This is a genomic window from Mycolicibacillus koreensis (assembly GCF_002104795.1).
Taxonomy (GTDB): Bacteria; Actinomycetota; Actinomycetes; order Mycobacteriales; family Mycobacteriaceae; genus Mycobacterium; species Mycobacterium koreense.
The window spans coordinates 101,858-119,417 of record NZ_NCXO01000007.1 but is presented as its reverse complement, the minus strand read 5'-3'; the positions used below and the strand labels follow the sequence as shown (position 1 = coordinate 119,417).

Genomic DNA, 17,560 nt, shown 5'->3' with positions numbered 1-17,560 from the left:
TACTACCGTCACCACCGAACTCAGCAACCCGCCGAGTTCTCAAACCAGTAAGTCTCCGGACACACCGGGGCGGTTCAGACTGACACAGTGTGGGTCTTTCGTAAAAGTTTCTATGATCCGTTTGACCAGCCGGGGTAGCTGGGCTCGTGTGGGACGTCGGCGATGGTCGGTGTGGTCCATTCCCCGGGGGGCACGCCCGGCAACAGCCGGTCCCGGCACGGGTTATCGGACCGAAAGTCTCGCTTCCAGTCGATTGTTTTCCATGTGCCGAATAGTGGTGTGCTGGGGAAGGTGTCGGCGCCGGATTGATGGCCGGGTGGTGCGGTCTCGCCGCCCTTCTTGAAGGTAAGTGTCTCGCTTGACGGGTAAAAGCTCGAGAACGACTTCTTGTCTATTTCGTTTTTGGTGTCGGGGTCGTAGGCGGCCGTTCCGGTCTGGTTCCAGTATAGGCAGATGGTGGCGGTGGTGGTGTTGTCGGTGTCGTTGTGGGTAGCGGTGAGGAATTCGTAGCGGTGGATTTCGTAGCGGTGGATGCCGTATTCGGGGTTGCCGGGCCCCGAGCGGAAGAAGTTGCGGGCGTATTCTTCTGCGGGGCCGGTGAGGGTGTCCCAGAAGCCGGGGGCGGCGGCGTCGGCGTTGCCGTTGAGTGCGGCGACGTACAGTGATTCCATGCTGGCGCGGATGTAGGTGGCGTCCGGGGACATCAGGCTGATCCCGGCCGCATCGGACCAGATCACGGTGTAGTGCGCGCGGGCGTAGAGGTCTTCTGCTGCAGTCGGGGGCGCTGCGGTGTTCTCGGTATCCGGCGTCGTACCGCAGGAGGAAACGCAGGTCAACGCGACGGTACAACCGAGCGCGGCGAGCCGTCCAAACGTGATTGGGGGCACAGTTCACTTCCTTCCGGCGGGGGTGATCGTGCCCGCTGGGTAGCCGACGCCGAAGTGGATCAGCCAACTCTTCACATCAACCCCGTACTGATCCAAAAGGATTATTTCCGGCGGAGGTGTAGTCGGGCAAACGCAGGAGGTCGCCCCGTTTTGATGCTCAGACCGGTAATGATAATGGACGGCCACTATAGGCGGTCTGCTTCGCCTCCGATGTGGCCATGGAGATCACCACCGACGCGGTGCAGTTGTTCGGCGGGGCCGGTTACACCATCGACTTCCCCGTCGAACGCATGATGCGTGACGCCAAGATCACCCAGATCTACGAGGGCACCAACCAGATTCAACGCGTCGTCATGAGCCGCGCCCTACTGCGCTGAGCCGCGCATGCTGCCCTCGCTGACGTAGCGGGAATGCCAGGACAGAGCCTCCCCGAGAAGATGCGGGGTGTGGCGTCCCGGACCGTCGCGCAGGGCGCGCTGGAAGTAATCATCGAGCGCGCCACGGTAATCGGGGTGCGCGCAGCACGCGATGATCCGGGCGGCGCGCTGACGCGGGGCGAGCCCGCGCAGATCGGCCAGGCCATGTTCGGTGACGATCACGTCGACATCCTGGCCCGGGTGATCGACGTGGCTGGCCATCGGCACGATCGCCGACACCGCACCGCCTTTGGCGACCGACGGGGTGATGAACACCGACAGAAATCCATTTCGCGCGAAATCCCCGGAACCGCCGACCCCGTTCATGATCCGGCTACCCACGATGTGGGAGGAGTTGATGTTGCCGTAGATGTCGGCCTCGATCATGCTGTTGAGGGCGATCACCCCCAGTCGCCGCACCACCTCGGGGTGGTTGCTGATCTCCGCGGGCCGCAACACGATTCGGTCCCGATAGTCGCCGGCACGAAACCGGCTCATCCCGTCGGTGCTCAGCGCCAGCGAGGTCGCCGAGGCCACCCGCATCCGGCCGCTGTCGATCAGCGAGAGCATCCCGTCGGAGATCACCTCGGTGTAGGCGCTCAGATCGGTGAACCCGCTGTCGGCCAACGCCGCGAGCACCGCGTTGGCCACGTTGCCCACGCCCGACTGCAGCGGCCGCAGCGACGCGGGGAGGCGCCGGGCCCTCACCTCGGCGGCGAGGAAATCCAGCAGATGCCCGGCGATCCGGTGCGACGCCGCATCGGGGGCGGTGAAAGCGTCGTTGCCCTCGGCGGCGTCCGTGGGCACCACCGCCACCACCTTGTCGGGTGAACACGTCAACACCGGTGCCCCGATCCGGTCGCCGGCGGCGCGGATGGGAACGGAAGCCCCGGTATCGGCGGCGATGTCGTGCAGGCCGTGCAGGGCCGACGCATGCCAGGAGTTGACCTCGACGATCACCCGGTCGGCCAGATCCAGCCAGGTCTGACTGTTGCCCACCGAGGTGGTGGGCACCAGGTCCCCGTCGGCGGTGATGGCCGCGGCCTCGATCAGGGCGACGCTCACCTCGCCGAGGGCCCCGTGACGCGCCAACGGCGCGACCTGGCCGATGTGCAGGTCGAGGTAGTCCACCTCGCCGGCATTGATCGCCGCACGCAGGGTGGGGTCGGACTGATACGGCAGCCGCCGACTGATCAACCCGGCGGCGGCCAGGGCGCCGTCGACAGCCGCCACGGTGCCCGCTCCGGTCCACATCTCGATGCGGGGGGTGCGTCCGCCGGCTTCGGCCTGCTCGGTGGCGCGGCGGGCCAGTGCGGCCGGCACCGCCTTGGGGTGTCCGGCCCCGGTGAACCCGCTCATCGCGACCCGGTCACCGTCGTGGATCAGCGCGGCCGCCTCCTCGGCGGTGCAGATCCGCGCCGCCAGCGTCGGATCCGCGATGCGGGGAGTCACACTGACCAGTCTACGGACCGCGACGTGCGACGGCCCGCCCGATCAGGATGTGGGCGGGTCACGTAACTCGGTGCGGGCGAACAGATACCAGGCGCAGACCGTGGCGACCAGTGTCAAACCCAACACCAGTGCGGGCGCGGAGCCCAGGCTGACGAATACCGCGTCGCCGCCGGGCACGCTGGCGGCCACGCGTTGATGCAGGGCGATGCCTAACCCGGTCAGCGCCACGGCGGCGACCGATCCGATGAACGCTTGACCGAACCGGCTGCGCACGGCGGCGACCACCACCCACACCAGCGGCGCGGCCACCGTGAGCCCCAACGGCACCGGGACCAGTCGGGCCTCGATCGCCTCCTGGACCGACCAGTGCCCCCACCCGGTGAGGGTGGCCGCCCCGCCCACGGTGGCGGCGCCGAACCACGGCTGGGTCAGCGCCACGGCGATCGCCGCGACGCCGAGTCCGGCCAGCACCCACCTCATCGGTGCCGTCCCGGGCCCATCGCGGCCCCGAGGCGTCGGCAGCGCGCACCGGCCGCACGGCGCGACCGATCGTCGTCGCTGCGTGTCATGCCCGACTCCCCTCGGTGTCTCATCCGGCGGTCCCGACGGATTCCAGTGGATCCCAGTGGATCATGGTGGCCCGCTGCGTCCACCGGTGACCCACGCCCTTGACGGGCGGGACCGTAGCCGCCAGAATCCTACACACTGTAGGAAAATGTGAGGGGTAGACCGTGAGCGTTATCCGTGACTGGTTGTCGTTGCCGACGGCGGAGCCCGCCGAGGACTATGGGTTCTTCGGGCCGGGGTCGGTGACGTGGCGGGTGTGGAGTTATCCGACGTCGCTGTCGATCGGGTTTCAGCGTGCTGTGGTGATCGAGGAGTTGGATCCGGCGTTGGTGGCTTCGGTGGATACCACCAGTCAGATCTATGAGCGGCCGCGGACCCGTTATGACCGGACTTTGCGGTATTTCGCGATGGTGGCTTTTGGTGATGCGCGCTCCACGGCTGAGGTGGCCGATGTGTTGGTCAAGATCCACTCCAAGGCGATCGGCACCGACCCGGTGACCGGGTTGCCCTATGACGCCAACGATCCGGCGTCGCAGCTGTGGATTCATCTGACCGCGTGGCACTCGATTCTCGTCGCCTACGAGAAGTACGGGCCGGGGCCGTTGTCGGAGGCCGACGAGTTGCAGTACTGGGCGGAGTGCCGGCGGGCGGCGCAGCTGCAGACCTGCGATCCGGAGGACATCCCGCAGGACCGTGAGGGAGTGCGGCGCTACTTCGAGGAAATGCGTCCGGTGCTGCTGGACTCGCCGATTGCGCGGCGGGCGATGAATCATCTGCTGCGCGCGGAGGTGATGTTGCCGCCGATGCCGTTGCTGCTGCGGCCGTTCACCTGGGTGATCACGGCGTTTTTGCGGCGCGGCACCCTGGCGACGATGCCGCGGTGGATGCGGGAGTTGGTGGGTTTGCCGACCTCGCGGTTGTTGGATGCTGCGGTGGTTGCCCCGCTGAGTGCGGCGTTCTCGGTGATCAGTTTGAGTACTCGGGGTCAGCTCATCTTGTTGCGGCTGTTGTCCCCGGCGACGGTGCCGATCGGAACTCGGGTGCTGCGGCGGATCGCGCCGGTCAGTGCGGCCACCACCACCCCGCGCGAAGCGCAGCGGCGGTTCGGTTTCGACCCGCCGGCGCAGGCCCACCAGGAGCTGCGCGACCGCCAGCACCGCCGCGTCTTCGGCGACGGCGCGGCCCCCAGCGACGAGGGCATCGTCGAATCCGAACCGATGCTCGGAACGGTGCGCTGACCGATGCTCACCCAGTTTCTCGACCGGCAGCTCAGCATCCGCCAACTGGTGTATCTGGGGGTGGTCGCTGCCGTGGCGGTCGGCTTGCCCTACCTGGCGATCGGCCTGATCTGGGCGGTGACCCACAGCGCGCACCTGCAGTCGCTCGACGGGCTGGACAAGGTCTTCTCCGCGCTCGGGGAAGTCGTCGCCTGGCCGGTGCTGCTCATCGCCGATGTGACGCTGGTCTGAGCCGTGCCGCCCGCCACGCGCCGCCGGGCCTCGCACCTCGGGCCGCAGCGCCGGCGGCCGCAGGTCCTCGACACCGCGCTGCAGATCGCCGCCGAGCAGGGCGTGCAGCAGGTGACGATGGCGGCGATCGCCGAGCGGATGGGAGTGACTCGCCCGGTGGTCTACGCCTGCTACCGCAAACGCGGTGAGGTGCTCGCGGCGCTGCTGGACCGGGAGACCGAGCTCATGGTGACCCGGCTCTTGGCGATGCTGCCGCCGCAGCGCACCGGGTCGATCGAGCAGTTGTTCACCGACGGCTTCACCACCTTGCTGACCGCGGTGGCCGAGCGCCCCGCGTCGTGGCGGATCATGTTCGCCGCCGACCCGGACCCGGTGTTGTCGGCGGCGATCGTGCGTGGCCGCGCGCAGATCGTGGAGCGGATCGCGGCGGTGATGCGGCCGCTGTTGGAGCGCTGGCAGGTCGCCGACATCGACCGGGTGTTGGGGCCGTTGACGGAGGCGTTCCTCGCGATCTGTGAGTCGGCGGTGCGGATGTCGCTCGACGGCGACGGTAGTGGAAAACGATGGGCGCCAGAAGATCTCGCCGCAGTGATGGGTCCGGCGGCCTACCGGGCCCTGCGCGCAACCGGGTGAGTGTTCACCGGGTCCGGCGTCGCCGGCGCGGTGCGGGGACGCGGTCGAGCGCGCAGTCCCCGCAGAGCCGCCCGCCGGGAGTCCGGTAGAACAAACAGCAGCTGGTGCGCCGATACCCGGTGTCGCTGAAGACCACCGCGTCGGCGAGGTGATCCTCACAGGCCTGCCGCGCCCAGCGCCACGCCGGGCCGGGGGCGCGGTGATGACCGTGGGTGTCGAGCACCGTCGCGGCGCCGAGAAGCGCCGCGGCGGCGTTGCCGGTCAACAGCCGCTCCGACATCGGTGTGCTGGCGCGCACCGCGGCGGCCAGCGGGCGCAGATGGGTGTGCACCACCGGTGCCACCGCGGCGTCGACCGCGGGGATCTCAGAGGAGGCCCCAGCGGGACCTTCGGCGGCGCCGCTCGGGGCGTGCCAGCAGCGCGGTGCACGCAGATGCAGCTGCAGTCCGCCGGCGTCGTGACGGAAGTGCAGCAGCTCGGGATCCAGGTCGACCACCACCCCGTGCCCGAGGGCCGCGCCCAGCCAGATCGACCACAGCCGGGCCGCGAATCCCAGGTGGAACGTCGAGGCGGCCACCCGGCGGTGCGGTGCCGCGATGCGCTCACCCACCGCGTCGACGAGCGCATCGAGCACCGCGGTGTCGCGGTACAACTGCGCGACCGGCCGCCAGCCGTCCCCGTCGGGCTCCCCGGTGTGCAGCATGAAGTACGGACTCACCCGGGCGAGCGCCGGCCACACCGGGTCGGTCTGCGCCGCCGCCACGGCGCGGGTGTCGCGGTGCGGCAGGTCGCGTAACCGGGCGCCGAGATCGCCGACGGTGCTGGTGAGCCGCTCGCCGGGCCCGGTGTGCACGGTCAGCGACGCGGCCTCGGTGGCGCTCACCACGATCTCGGCGGGCTGGTCGCCGGCCGCCGCCCAGCCCTCCCGGGCCAAGATCCGCTCCAGTGCTGCCCCCAGCGGCTCAGGGGCCTCGATGCGGGCGCTGCGTGCACCGCCGTCGGGCTGGCGCAGCAGGAAGGTTCCGCTGACCGCGTCGAACCGCAAGGTGTCGCCGTCGAACAGCGCCCCGATCCGCCCGTCGAGCATCAGCTGTTCGGGGGCGGCGTCGACAAGCCTCCCGCCCGGGTGCATCAGCCACACCCGGTCGGCGACCCGCAGTGCCAATTCCAGATCGTGGGTGGACATCACCACCGTCAAGCCCTGCTCGCGGGCCAGACCGCGGAGCAGTTCGACCAGCCCGGCACGCGACGGCACATCCAAAAACGCGGTCGGCTCGTCGAGCACCAAAAGCCGTGGCTGCTGGGCCAGGGCCCGTGCGGTCAACACCCGCTGGCGCTCGCCGTCGGAGAGTTGCGCGGCGGGCCGGTCGGCGAAGGCCGCCGCGCCGACCGCCTGCAGCGCCCAGTCGACCACCGCGTCGTCGTCGGGGCGCAGCCGCCCGCTCAGCCCCAGGTGCGGGATGCGGCCCAGTCCGGCCAGCTCACGCGCCGACAGCAGTCCCGGATCGACCCGATCGGTGAGCACCACACCGACTTGGCGGGCCCGATCGTCGCCGGGCAGGTCGGTGAGGTCGACGTCGTCGAGCAGGACCCGGCCGCCCAGCGCGGGCTGCAACCCGCACAGGGTGCGGATCAGGGTGGATTTGCCGCAGCCGTTGGGACCGAGCAGCACGGTGAGCTCACCGTCGCGCGCGGTGGCCGCCAATCCCGCGGCGACCGTGGTGGTGCGCCGCCGCGCACGGTAGCCGACGGCCAAATCGACCAGGGTGATGCTCATCGTTCGATACCCAACCCGCGGCGGCTGCGCAGCAGCACCGCGATGACGATCGGCGCGCCGACCAGCGCGGTGACGGCGTTGACCGGCAGCACCGTGTCACTGCCGGGCACCTGGCTGACCAGCCCGCACGCCAACGCCGCCGCGGCGCCGAGCAACACCACCCCCGGGATCAGCACCCGGTGATCGGAGGTGCCCAACGCGATCCGGCACAGGTGTGGAACCACCAGACCCAAAAATGCGATCGGCCCGCAGAACGCGGTCACCGCACCGGCGAGCACCGCCGCCGATGCGCAGGTGATCACCCGCGCCCGGCGCACGTCGATGCCCATCGTGCGGGCGTAGCCCTCGCCGAGCAGCAGCGCGTTGAGCGGGCGTACCGTCAGCGCCGCCGCGGCGACCCCCGCGGCGGTCAACGGCAACAGCAGCCGCAGATCCGACCAGGAGGTGCCGGCGAAACTGCCCAGCCCCCACAGCAGGAACTGCTGGACCCGGCGCGGGTCGGCGTAGACGAGGAACACCGCCACGATCGCGGTGCTGGCCGCGCCGAGCATCACCCCGATCAGCAGCAGCGTGGCCGCCGAGCGCACCCACCGCGACAGCAGCAACACCAGCGCGAGCACCGCCCCGGCGCCGATCGCGGCGGCCAACACCACCGCGGCCCGGCCGCCCCCGCCGAGACCGGCGGTGATCCCGGCGGCCGTCGATCCGCTGCCGACGGCCACCACCGCCACCCCGAGGCTGGCGCCGGAGCTGATCCCCAGCACATACGGGTCGGCGAGGATGTTGCGGAACAGGGTCTGCATCTGCAGCCCGGCCACCGCCAGAGCCGCGCCGGCGGCCGCGGCGGTGAGCACCCGGGGCAGCCGCATCGTGGTGACCACCACCTGCCAGCGAGGATCGGACGGGTCGGCCCCGAGCAGGATCCGTACCGTATCGGCCACGGGCACCCGCACCGGCCCCAGCGCGATACCCGCCAGCGTCAGCACCACCACCGCGATCAGCAGAGCGCCCAGCACCAGCGCGGTGCGACCGACCCGGCGCGGCACCGCGGCGGGTGCCGGGGCGGCGAGGTCGGTCACTCCGGCGGGACTTGCCGGTAGAACTCGAAGTGGTGCTCGCGCAACAGTTTCGGATGCAGGATCGCGACCAGATCGGCTAACACCAGGTCGGGGCGGGCCACACCGCGCTCCCAGTAGTCGTTGCCGCCGGCCGGGCCGATCGCCTTGTCGGCGGACCAGACCTGCCCGTCGCGCAGCGCCGCCAGTTCGGCGTAGCGCGGTTCGGCGGCGGTGGCGTCGCGCAACGTCTCCCAGTCGGTGTCGACCAGCCACACCGGGGCCTGACCGGCCTTGGCGAACACCGACTCGAAGTTCAGCTGCAACTTGGAACCGGGGTCGTGCGCCCACGGGTAGTCACCGCCGGCGTCGAGGACCATCCGCCCGCTGTACTCCCGACCGGTGGGCATCGACCAGGTGCCCTCGTACAGGGTGCCCAGCAGCACCTGCTCGGGCGGCAGGTCGGCGACCTTGTCCACCAGCACCTCGTAGGCGTTGCGCAGTTGACCGTAGACTTCGGCGGCCTTCTTCTCGGTGCCGGTCAGCGCGGCGATCACCTTGACCCATTCGGCGCGGCCCAACGGGGTGGGCTCGAGCCACTCGGCGTCGGCGACCACCGGCACCCCGGCGTCGCGCAGCTTCGCATACACCGGGTCGTCGAGGCCCTGGGTGAGCAGCACATCGGGCTGCTCGGTGGCGATCAGTTCGGCGTTCAGCTGACCGCTGGAGGCGTAGTCGACGACGTCGCCGTCGTTGATCCGGCCGCGGATGTCGGCGTTGACCACGTTGTCGCTGCCGGCGACCCCGGTGACCACGTCGGTCTGCTCCAACTCGGCGAACATGGCCAGCTGACTGGTCGAGCCGGAGTAGACGCTGGTGACCGGCACCGTGATCTGCGGGGCGCGCGCGAGTTCGCCGGAGAGTTCCGGGGCCGGGGCCCCGCAGTGCACCAGCACATAGGACTGCGGTTTTCCGCCCGGATAGGGCTGGTTGACCGTCAGCACCTGGTAGCTCTTGTGGTAGCGCAGGGTGAAGTTGGTGGCGTCGCTGACCGTCGACTTGTTCGGGAAGTAGTCGGTGTCGGCGTCGAAGTCGGTGATGCAGCCGCCGTCGGCGGCCTTGGTGACGGTGGTGGTCGTCGTGGTGGTCGAAGTCGGGGTGCGCTCGGCGGACTGCGTGCTGCAGGCAGTCAGCGTGACTGCCAGGCAGCCGGTCACAGCCAGGGCGATCCGGAGCGGGCGTGGCATCAGTCGGTCGACTCTTTCTCGAGGCGGACACGGCGCTGCGGCCGGTCGGTGGGCGCGGGTACCGGCGACATTGTTGCATCCCTCACGCTCACGGGAATGAGCCCGCCATGACGTGCGCGCTAGGATCGCCCCAGTGGAAACAACGACCGCCTGCGCCGCAGCCGACCATGCTCCGGCGCCATTGACGCAGGATGCCGGCTGGCATCGTGCGGCACGGTGGGCGCGGATCCTGGCCTGGGCAACGTTGGCGTTCGTGGCCGTGGAAGGCACCGTCGGACTCTACGAGGGCCTGCAGTCCCAGTCGATCGCGCTGACCGGCTGGGCGCTCGGAGCCATCCCCGAAGGACTGGCCAGCGTGATGGTGCTGTGGCGGTTCACCGGCTCGCGCACCCTGTCCACCACCGCCGAGCGACGTGCCCAGATCGGGGTGGCGGTGTCGTTTTGGCTGCTCGCCCCCTACATCGCCGCGGAGTCGCTGCGCCACCTGTTCACCGAGCGGGAGATCGAGACCAGCGTCATCGGGATCGCGCTGACCACCGTGGCGCTCATCCAGATGCCGACGATCGGCCGGCTGCAGCACAAGCTGGGGCAGCGCCTGCGCTCGGCGGCCACCAAGGGCGAAGGCACCCAGAACTACCTGTGCGGCGCGCAGGCGGCGGCGGTGCTGCTCGGCCTGGCGGTCACGGCCACCTGGTCGGGCGGGTGGTGGCTGGATCCGGCGATCGGGCTCGGTGTCGCCGGGGTGGCCGCGTGGCAAGGTGTGCGCGCCTGGCGCGGCGAGGACTGCGGCTGCTGAGCGGCGCCGCTCACCGGCGCACCGATCGTCCACACTCACGTTTGTGTCGCGTTTCCCGGCGTGTCGGCACGCAAACGTGAGTTTCGCGCACCGAGGGGCGGCAGCAGGGCGGCTCAGCTGCGGTAGCCGCGGGCGTCGCCGAGGTGCTGGCCCCCGTCGATGACGAGGACCTCCCCGGTGATCCAACTCGCCGCATCGGAGGCCAGAAACGTGATCGCCGCCGCGATGTCGCCGGGCTCGCCGATGCGACCCAGCGCGGTGCGTTCGGCCACCTGCGGTTCGTGGCCCTTCCACAGCGCCTCCGCCATCTTGGTGCGCACCAGCCCCGGGGCCACCGCGTTGACCCGCACCCGCGGGGACAGCTCCAGCGCCAGCTGCTTGGTCAGGTAGATCAACGCCGCTTTGGTGGTGTTGTACACCCCGATGCCGGCCTCGTGGGAGAGCCCGCCGATCGAGGCGGTGTTGATCACCGATCCGCCGTGCTCACCCATCCACGCGGTGGTCGCCAGCGAGGTCCACAGCAGCGGCGCCCACAGGTTCACGTCGATGGTCTTGGTGAACCGGGCGTGATCCTGGGCGATCATCGGCCCGAACGCGGGATTGGTGGCGGCGTTGTTGACCAGGATGTCGAGGCGGCCGAACCGCTGCAGCACGGTGTCGACGCAGGACCGCGCGGCCGCCTCGTCGGTCGCGTGGGCGGCGACACCGATCGCGTCGGCCCCGACCTGCTCGGCCGCCTGTTGTGCGGCCTCGGCGCGCCGCGAGGTCACCACGACGGTGGCCCCGCCGGCGGCCAGCGCCTTTGCCGCGGCCAGTCCGATGCCCCGCGACGCGCCGGCGACGATCGCGGTCTTGCCGTCCAGTCCGGCGGTCGTCGGGGATCCGGCGGCGCTCATCGTGGCCGCCAGTCCGGGCGCAGCTCCCGGTAGCGGTGCAACTCGCGGCGCGCGATCGCGCGTTTGTGGACCTCATCGGGGCCGTCGGCGAGCCGCAGCGTCCGCAGGTGCGCGTAGATCGACGCCAGCGGAAAATCGTCGGTGACCCCGGCCGCGCCGTGGACCTGGATGGCGCGGTCGACGATCGTCAGCCCGATGTTGGGGGCCGCGACCTTGATCGCGGCGATCTCGGTCTGGGCGGCCTTGTTGCCGACGGTGTCCATCAGGTACGCGGTTTTCAGCGTCAACAAACGGATCATCTCGATGTCGATGCGCGCCTCGGCGATCCAATCGGCGATGTTGGCGTTGTCGGCCAAGGGTTTACCGAACGTCACCCGGGACTGCGCCCGTCGGCACATCAATTCCAGCACCCGCTCGCTCATCCCGATCACCCGCATGCAGTGGTGGATGCGGCCGGGGCCGAGCCGCGCCTGCGCGATCGCGAAACCCTCACCTTCGCCCTTGAGGACGTCGGTGACCGGGACCCGCACGTCGGAGAACTGGATCTCGGCGTGGCCTTCCCGATCGACGTAGCCGAACACCGGCAGGTTGCGTACGACGGTGACCCCGGGGGCGTCGATGGGCACCACCATCATCGACTGTTGCCGGTGGATCGGAGCGTCCGGATCGGTCTTGCCCATCACGATCATCACCGTGCAGTGCGGATGGAGTGCGTTGGAGGCGAACCATTTACGGCCGTTGAGCACATAGTGGTCACCATCGCGGGTCATCGACAGCTCGATGTTGGTGGCATCGGAGCTGGCCACTGCCGGCTCAGTCATCACGAACGCCGACCGGATGGTGCCCTCGAGCAGCGGGCGCAGGTATTTCTCCTTGTGTTCGGCGCTGCCGAACAGCTCGAGCACCTCCATGTTGCCGGTGTCGGGGGCGCTGCAGTTGCACGCCTCCGGCCCCAGTGGACTGCGCCCCATGATCTCCGCCAGGGGCGCGTACTCCAGGTTGGTCAGCCCCGCACCGGTGCCCGGATGCGGGTGGAACAGATTCCACAGTCCGCGCCGGCGGGCGGCGGCCTTGAGATCCTCGACGACTGCGGGCTGGTGGTGTGGGTCGCCGGCCTCGCGCATCTGGGCGGCGTAGACCTCCTCTGCGGGGTAGACATCGGCGTCCATGAACTCGGTGAGCTCGCCCTGCAGTTGCTGAGCGCGGGCGGACAGGTCAAACATCGACATCGGCGTCTCCCAACAGGCCGGCCTGGTAGCGGCGCATGCCGCGCAGCCAGCGGTCGTAATCGGAGCTCTTCTGCGCGTACATCGCCGCCACCTCCGGATGCGGCAGGATCAAGAACCGCTCCTGGTCGATCGCGGCGAGTACCTCGCGGGCCACCGCGTCGGCGCCGAGCACCGACCCGGCGGCGGTGACCGCCCGGATCGCCACCGCCCCGAGCGGATCGCCCGGTGTGGTGCTGGGGTCGAGCATGGCGGTGTCCACCCCCATCGGGCACAGGCAGCTGACCCGCACACCCCGGTCGCCGTAGGTCACCGCCAGCCATTCGGCGAAGCCGACCGCGGCATGCTTGGAGACCGCGTACCCGGCGGCGCCGATCTGGGTGAGCAGTCCGGCCGCCGAGGCGGTGCTGACGAAGTACCCCTCGCCGCGTTCCACCCAGCCGGGCACCAGTTGCTGTGCGGCCCGGATGTGGGCGCGCAGGTTCACCGCCAAAACCCGGTCCCAGTCGGCGTCGTCGCCCAGGCCCGGCGCGCCCATCACCCCGGCGTTGGCGACATACAGCGCGACGGGGCCGAAGGTGCGCTCGGCGGTGTCGATCAGCGTCGCGATCACCGCGGGGTCGGCCACGTCCCCGGCGACCGCGACCGCCGCGCCCGGGTGGTGCGCGGTGATCGCGGCGACGGTGCGCTCGGCGGCGTCCCCGTCGAGGTCGGCGACCACCACCCGGGCCCGCCGGTCGGCCAGCGCTGCGGCGATCGCCGCGCCGATCCCGCTGCCGGCGCCGGTGACCACCGCGGTGCGGCCGTCGAGGTTCATGTGGCGGGCTCGAAGTAGCGGCGCGGGTTGGTCACCAGCATGGTGGTGATCTGGTCGTCGGTGACCCCGCGTTCCCGCAACGCGGGCAGCACATCGTCGCTGATGTGGGTGAAGTTCCAATTCGGCAACGCCGCCGTGCGGCCCTCCTCGGTGAACCAGTCGATGAAGCACGACGCGTCGTGGGAGAGCACCAGTTTCTCCGCGTAACCCAACCGCACCATCTCCGCGACGGTGTTCACCCGATCCTCGAACGGGCACAGCATGTCCACACCGAAACGGTCCATGCCCAGGTAGGAACCGGCGTCGGCAAGCCGGCGCAGGTAATCCAGGTCGGTGGAGTCACCACTGTGCCCGATCACCACCTTGGACAGATCCACGCCCTCTTCGGCCAGCACCCGCTGGGCGACGAGACCGGACTCGGTGTGCGGGTTGGTGTGCACCGTGATCGGCGCGCCGGTGGCGACGTGGGCCTGTCCGACCGCGCGCATCACCCGCTCCACTCCCGGTGTCAGGCCGGGCACTTCGATGGCGCACTTGAGGAACGCCGCTTTCACCCCGGTGTCGGCGATGCCCTCACGGATGTCGCGGACGAACAGATCGACCATCGGCTCGGGCATGTCCTCGATGTTGCCCGGCCCGATGTAGTGGAACTGGAACGGCACGTCGTTGTAGGTGTAGATGCCGGTGCCGGGCACGATGTTGATGTCCACCTGCTCGTTGACCTGTTGAATGCGGGGAAGATAACGGCCCAGGCCGATCACGGTCGGGTCGACGATGGTGTCGATTCCGCGGGCCTTGCACTCGGTCAGCTTGGCGACCGCGTCGGCGATGCGGGCCTCCTCATCCCACGGGCTGGGGAAGTCGGGGAAGTTGGCCCGGATCTCGTGGCCGAGGATGAACACGTGCTCGTGCATCAGGGTGGTGCCCAGCTTTGCACTGTCCACCGGGCCGCGGACGGTGTCGACAGCAGTCATCGCGCTCCTCGCGGTCGGGGTGTTTGTCCCTTCATACACCGCCGCGTCGGCCGCTGCCCCGCTATTGGGCGATCTGACGGCCCTGCGGTGGCAGCCGGTAGCGGATGAGCCGAGAACTGTTGGCGACCACCGCGACCGAGGAAGCATTGTGCAGAATCGCCGCCAGCACCGGGGAGAGTGCACCGCCGGCACCGATGAGCAGTCCCGCGGCGTTGACCGCGATCGACATGCCGTAGTTCTGCCGGATCACGTCGACCGCCCGCGAACCCAGGTCGCGCACGTCGAGCAGGCGGCGCAGGTCATCGTTGGCCAGCGCGACGTCGGCGGTCTCCACCGCGACGTCGGTGCCGGCCAGCCCCATCGCGATGCCGATGTCGGCGGCGGCCAGCGCGGGCGCGTCGTTGACACCGTCTCCGACCATCCCGACGGTGTAGCCCTGATCCTGCAGCTCGCGCACCGCCTCCAGCTTGTCCTCGGGCAACACCTCGGCGCGCCAGTCGTCGATGCCGAGCTCGGCGGCGACCGCGGCGGCGGTCCTGGGGTGATCGCCGGTGAGCATGACGATGCGGCGCACGCCCTGCGCTCGCAGCCTGGCCAGGACCTCGGTCGCCTCACGGCGGACCTCGTCACGCAGGCTGATCAGACCCACGAACACGCCGTCGACGGCGAGCAGCAGCGGGGTCTCGGCCTGCCCGCGCAGTTTCTCCACCCAGTCGGATGCCTCGGCGGGCACCGCGACGTCCTCGCTGCTCAGCAGCGACGGGCTGCCCAGAAGCAGGGTCCGCCCGTCGGCCCAGGTGCGCATCCCCAGGCCCACCAGCACCTCGCACTCCTCGTGCGGCGGGATGCTGATGTGGCGTTCCTCGGTGGAGCGGATCACCGCCTCGGCCAAGGGGTGACGCGAGTGGATCTCTGAGCTGGCCGCATAGGCCAACACCTGTTCGGGTTCCCAGTCCGGGTGCATCGCAACGATGTTGGTGACCACCGGGCGCCCCACGGTGAGGGTTCCGGTCTTGTCGAACACGATCGCGTCGACGCGGCCGGCCTGTTCCAGGTGCGAGCCCCCCTTGATGAGGATTCCGCGTCGGGCGCCGTTGCCGATCGCCGCGCTGATCGCGGTCGGGGTCGCCAGACCGACCGCGCAGGGGCAGGCGATCAGCAGCATCGTCATCGCGCGGCGCACGTCGCCGGTGAACACCAGGGTGGCGGCCGAGAGGATGAACGACGCGGGAACGAAGCGCCGGGAGAAGGTCTCACCGATGGTCTGGATCGGAGCGCGGTCGTGTTGGGCCTCCTCGACGCGGGTGATGATCCGCCCGATCACGGTCTGGTTGCCCACCGCGGTGGCGCGCACCACAAGTCGGCCACGCATCACCACCGACCCGGCGTGCACCCGCGCGCCCACACCGACACTGACCGGCAGGGTCTCGCCGGTGATCGCCGACTGGTCGACCACCGCCTCGCCGTCGACGACCTCGCCGTCGACGGGCAGGGCGACCTGCTCGTGGATGATCACCTCGTCGTCGACCTGCAGCGTGGCCACCGGCGCTTGGACCTCGGTGTTGTCGGGCAGCCGGATCCAGGCGGTGTCCTGCTGCCCGCGCAACAGTTCAGAGATGGCCCTGCGGGTGCGCCGCAGCGTGAGATCCTGGAGGTATTCACCGATGTTGAGCAGCCACAGCACGGTCAGCGCGACCACGTTCTCGCGCAGCACCAGGCTGGCGACGGTCGCCGCCGATACCAGTGCATCGGTGCCGGCGCGTCCGGAGCGCAGCGAACGCAGTGCCCCGCGCAGGAACGGATACCCGGTGAAGACGGTGACACCGGTGGCCACCAGTCGGCTTGACGGACCCAGTAGCGGTGGACGGGCGAACGCGTAGCGGCGAATCCCCAACAGCGCCAGCGCCGCCCCACCGATCGCCATGCGCAGCACCTCGGTGTTGCGCACCTCCGCCGAGCGTGGCGCGCGCACCGGGATCAGCGCGGCGGCCACCTGTCGGGCGGCTTTGACCGCGGTGATGATGGCCTCACGCTCACCCCGCTTCGGCGAATACCACACCACCACCGAGCCGGTGCGCGGGTAGGCGTGCACCCCGCGCACCCCGGCCACCTCGTCGACGGCGTCCTCGATGGCGACCGCGCGGCGGGAGTCGGCTCGCAGCCAGTCGACGCGCAGGCGCAGTCGCCCCGCGGCGTCGGAGACGACGACCGGTGTGGTGTCGGTGGTCATGACGGCCGGATCAGTGCTCGTGGTCGTGGGCGGCCGGGCCGTCGAGGGTGGGTGCCGGTGCCTCCTCGCCGAGGCGTTCGCGCGCTTCGGCCACCACATCGGCGACCTTGAGGCGGGCGGACTCGGCGACCTCTTCGGCGCGCCGGGTCCCGCGCAGGCCCCATTCGGTCGCGGTCACCGCGGACTCGTGCAGCGGGGCCTTGGCCGCCGCCTTCTTCAGCGCCTCGTAGGCGGTCACGCCGACCAGTCCGGTCACCACCGCGCTACCCGCCTTGCCCAACAGACCCCACGCCGCCATTGCGGACCCCTCTCCAGTCATGTCATCCGGTCCGCACCGACAGTAACATCGTTACATTGCTATATCAACATATATTGCCGCGGGTGGTCTTCTCGCTCTCGGCCCGCCGGGTCATCGTCGCCGGGTCGGGGTGGGCGACCTGCACCAGCGACCCGCCCACCGACAACACCGTCAGCAGATGGTCGACCAGGTCGCCGGGGGTGTCCCAACTCGCCGTGGACAGCACCCGGTCGGTGGCGGTCACCGCGTGGGCGGCCGCCGACTCGGCGCACGCGTCGAGCAGTGCCTGCACCGTCATGCCCGGCAGCGCGGGGCCCGGGTGGGGCTCGGCGGTGATCTGATCGCCGTGGACGCGCACCGCGGTGGCGTAATCGGTGACCCCGATCGGCAGATCGGTCACCGGGCGGCCGAACGGGTCCAGCGAGAGCACCGCGACCTCGCCGCCGGCCACGGCGGCGTCGGCGGCGTCGAGGCGCTCCAGGGTGCACAACGCGACGTCGGCCCCGGTGGTGTCCCCGGCGTCGCCCGCCGGAGCGGGGGGCACCGGAAGTGCCTGCGCGCCGATCCACCACACCCCGAACAGCACCGCGGCGGTCTGCCAGTGCGCCGGCAGCAGCACCGCCACCCGACTGCCCGGCCCGGCGCCGAGTTCGTCGCGCAGCAGGTTCCCCGATTTGGCGGCCCAGTTGGCCAGCGTGGCCGCCGACAGTTCGATCCGTTCACCGGTGGCGTCGTCGTAGTAGGTGATCCGCGGACCCACCGGGTCGGCGCGCAACAGGGGTTCGAGTATCGCTCCGCTGACCGTTGTCACTCTGGTCAG

At 70.2% G+C, this 17,560-nt stretch carries 17 protein-coding genes and 1 pseudogene; 5 read left to right on the top strand and 13 right to left on the bottom strand.

All coding sequences use genetic code 11. From position 1 onward, the window contains the following. Positions 1 to 110 precede the first annotated feature (110 nt). The gene (locus B8W67_RS05235; RefSeq protein WP_133056041.1) at positions 111 to 704 is read right to left on the bottom strand and encodes a hypothetical protein; all 594 of its coding nucleotides are present in this window, start codon (positions 702 to 704) and stop codon (positions 111 to 113) included. Positions 705 to 1,084: 380 nt separating this feature from the next. On the opposite strand from B8W67_RS05235, the pseudogene B8W67_RS05230 reads away from it, so the two are divergent. Next, positions 1,085 to 1,264, top strand: a pseudogene (locus B8W67_RS05230) (acyl-CoA dehydrogenase family protein); the annotation flags it as partial. Here the strand turns inward: B8W67_RS05230 and B8W67_RS05225 are convergent. After that, entirely contained in the window at positions 1,253 to 2,755 is a 1,503-nt protein-coding gene (locus B8W67_RS05225) for a succinyl-CoA:acetate CoA-transferase ScpC (protein WP_085302589.1), read from the bottom strand. The pseudogene B8W67_RS05230 and the gene B8W67_RS05225 sit on opposite strands and share 12 nt — an antisense overlap. Positions 2,756 to 2,797: 42 nt before the next feature. Continuing rightward, positions 2,798 to 3,235: a hypothetical protein gene (locus tag B8W67_RS20215; RefSeq protein ID WP_109561709.1), complete on the bottom strand. Its 438-nt coding sequence runs from the start codon at positions 3,233 to 3,235 to the stop codon at positions 2,798 to 2,800. Between the two features lie 251 nt (positions 3,236 to 3,486). Between B8W67_RS20215 and B8W67_RS05215 the strand changes: the two genes are divergently transcribed. The 3 genes from B8W67_RS05215 to B8W67_RS05205 are packed head-to-tail and all read left to right on the top strand — an operon-like array spanning position 3,487 to position 5,424. Further along, on the top strand, positions 3,487 to 4,560 hold the full coding sequence (locus B8W67_RS05215; protein ID WP_085302587.1) for an oxygenase MpaB family protein: 1,074 nt from the start codon (positions 3,487 to 3,489) through the stop codon (positions 4,558 to 4,560). 3 nt (positions 4,561 to 4,563) lie between these two features. Next, positions 4,564 to 4,791 (top strand): hypothetical protein, encoded by a 228-nt coding sequence (locus tag B8W67_RS05210; protein ID WP_085302586.1) that lies wholly within the window; start codon positions 4,564 to 4,566, stop codon positions 4,789 to 4,791. A 3-nt stretch (positions 4,792 to 4,794) separates the two neighbouring features. After that, positions 4,795 to 5,424 carry a TetR/AcrR family transcriptional regulator gene (locus B8W67_RS05205; protein WP_085302585.1) on the top strand — a complete coding sequence of 210 codons (630 nt, stop codon included), beginning with the start codon at positions 4,795 to 4,797 and terminating at the stop codon, positions 5,422 to 5,424. Between the two features lie 4 nt (positions 5,425 to 5,428). On the opposite strand, the gene B8W67_RS21495 is transcribed toward B8W67_RS05205, so the two are convergent. From B8W67_RS21495 to B8W67_RS05190, 3 genes are read right to left on the bottom strand one after another with little or no spacing between them, the layout of a single operon-like run. After that, positions 5,429 to 7,201, bottom strand: a complete 1,773-nt coding sequence (locus B8W67_RS21495; protein ID WP_085302584.1) for an ATP-binding cassette domain-containing protein — start codon at positions 7,199 to 7,201, stop codon at positions 5,429 to 5,431. Then, positions 7,198 to 8,280: a FecCD family ABC transporter permease gene (locus B8W67_RS05195; RefSeq protein WP_234793825.1), complete on the bottom strand. Its 1,083-nt coding sequence runs from the start codon at positions 8,278 to 8,280 to the stop codon at positions 7,198 to 7,200. Before B8W67_RS05195 ends, B8W67_RS21495 begins: the two co-directional genes overlap by 4 nt. Beyond that, a complete protein-coding gene (locus B8W67_RS05190) occupies positions 8,277 to 9,503 on the bottom strand; it encodes an ABC transporter substrate-binding protein (protein WP_069391196.1) in 1,227 nt (408 codons plus the stop codon). The genes B8W67_RS05195 and B8W67_RS05190 overlap by 4 nt, the downstream gene beginning before the upstream one ends. A gap of 133 nt (positions 9,504 to 9,636) precedes the next feature. Here B8W67_RS05190 and B8W67_RS05185 point away from each other — a divergent pair, with 133 nt between their 5' ends. Beyond that, a complete protein-coding gene (locus tag B8W67_RS05185; RefSeq protein WP_085302583.1) occupies positions 9,637 to 10,299 on the top strand; it encodes a cation efflux transmembrane domain-containing protein in 663 nt (220 codons plus the stop codon). A 113-nt stretch (positions 10,300 to 10,412) separates the two neighbouring features. On the opposite strand, the gene B8W67_RS05180 is transcribed toward B8W67_RS05185, so the two are convergent. The 7 genes from B8W67_RS05180 to B8W67_RS05150 form a co-directional block, all read right to left on the bottom strand. Then, positions 10,413 to 11,195, bottom strand: a complete 783-nt coding sequence (locus B8W67_RS05180; RefSeq protein ID WP_085302582.1) for an SDR family oxidoreductase — start codon at positions 11,193 to 11,195, stop codon at positions 10,413 to 10,415. After that, entirely contained in the window at positions 11,192 to 12,424 is a 1,233-nt protein-coding gene (locus B8W67_RS05175) for an acyl-CoA dehydrogenase family protein (RefSeq protein WP_085302581.1), read from the bottom strand. The genes B8W67_RS05180 and B8W67_RS05175 overlap by 4 nt, the downstream gene beginning before the upstream one ends. Continuing rightward, on the bottom strand, positions 12,411 to 13,238 hold the full coding sequence (locus B8W67_RS05170; RefSeq protein ID WP_085302580.1) for an SDR family oxidoreductase: 828 nt from the start codon (positions 13,236 to 13,238) through the stop codon (positions 12,411 to 12,413). The genes B8W67_RS05175 and B8W67_RS05170 overlap by 14 nt, the downstream gene beginning before the upstream one ends. Continuing rightward, positions 13,235 to 14,212 carry a phosphotriesterase family protein gene (locus B8W67_RS05165; protein ID WP_085302579.1) on the bottom strand — a complete coding sequence of 326 codons (978 nt, stop codon included), beginning with the start codon at positions 14,210 to 14,212 and terminating at the stop codon, positions 13,235 to 13,237. The genes B8W67_RS05170 and B8W67_RS05165 overlap by 4 nt, the downstream gene beginning before the upstream one ends. 61 nt (positions 14,213 to 14,273) lie before the next feature. Then, the gene (gene ctpC / locus B8W67_RS05160; RefSeq protein WP_085302577.1) at positions 14,274 to 16,442 is read right to left on the bottom strand and encodes a manganese-exporting P-type ATPase CtpC; all 2,169 of its coding nucleotides are present in this window, start codon (positions 16,440 to 16,442) and stop codon (positions 14,274 to 14,276) included. Between the two features lie 10 nt (positions 16,443 to 16,452). Next, positions 16,453 to 16,740: a DUF1490 family protein gene (locus B8W67_RS05155; protein ID WP_069391203.1), complete on the bottom strand. Its 288-nt coding sequence runs from the start codon at positions 16,738 to 16,740 to the stop codon at positions 16,453 to 16,455. Positions 16,741 to 16,804: 64 nt separating this feature from the next. Beyond that, positions 16,805 to 17,560, bottom strand: a complete 756-nt coding sequence (locus B8W67_RS05150; RefSeq protein WP_085302575.1) for a TIGR03089 family protein — start codon at positions 17,558 to 17,560, stop codon at positions 16,805 to 16,807.

Coding starts and splice junctions, on each gene's coding strand:
- B8W67_RS05235 (WP_133056041.1), bottom strand. CDS start 704: ATGTCCCCGGACGCCACCTACATCCGCGCCAGCATGGAATCACTGTAC.
- B8W67_RS20215 (WP_109561709.1), bottom strand. CDS start 3,235: ATGAGGTGGGTGCTGGCCGGACTCGGCGTCGCGGCGATCGCCGTGGCG.
- B8W67_RS05210 (WP_085302586.1), top strand. CDS start 4,564: ATGCTCACCCAGTTTCTCGACCGGCAGCTCAGCATCCGCCAACTGGTG.
- B8W67_RS21495 (WP_085302584.1), bottom strand. CDS start 7,201: ATGAGCATCACCCTGGTCGATTTGGCCGTCGGCTACCGTGCGCGGCGG.
- B8W67_RS05190 (WP_069391196.1), bottom strand. CDS start 9,503: ATGCCACGCCCGCTCCGGATCGCCCTGGCTGTGACCGGCTGCCTGGCA.
- B8W67_RS05180 (WP_085302582.1), bottom strand. CDS start 11,195: ATGAGCGCCGCCGGATCCCCGACGACCGCCGGACTGGACGGCAAGACC.
- B8W67_RS05175 (WP_085302581.1), bottom strand. CDS start 12,424: ATGTCGATGTTTGACCTGTCCGCCCGCGCTCAGCAACTGCAGGGCGAG.
- B8W67_RS05170 (WP_085302580.1), bottom strand. CDS start 13,238: ATGAACCTCGACGGCCGCACCGCGGTGGTCACCGGCGCCGGCAGCGGG.
- B8W67_RS05165 (WP_085302579.1), bottom strand. CDS start 14,212: ATGACTGCTGTCGACACCGTCCGCGGCCCGGTGGACAGTGCAAAGCTG.
- ctpC (WP_085302577.1), bottom strand. CDS start 16,442: ATGACCACCGACACCACACCGGTCGTCGTCTCCGACGCCGCGGGGCGA.
- B8W67_RS05155 (WP_069391203.1), bottom strand. CDS start 16,740: ATGGCGGCGTGGGGTCTGTTGGGCAAGGCGGGTAGCGCGGTGGTGACC.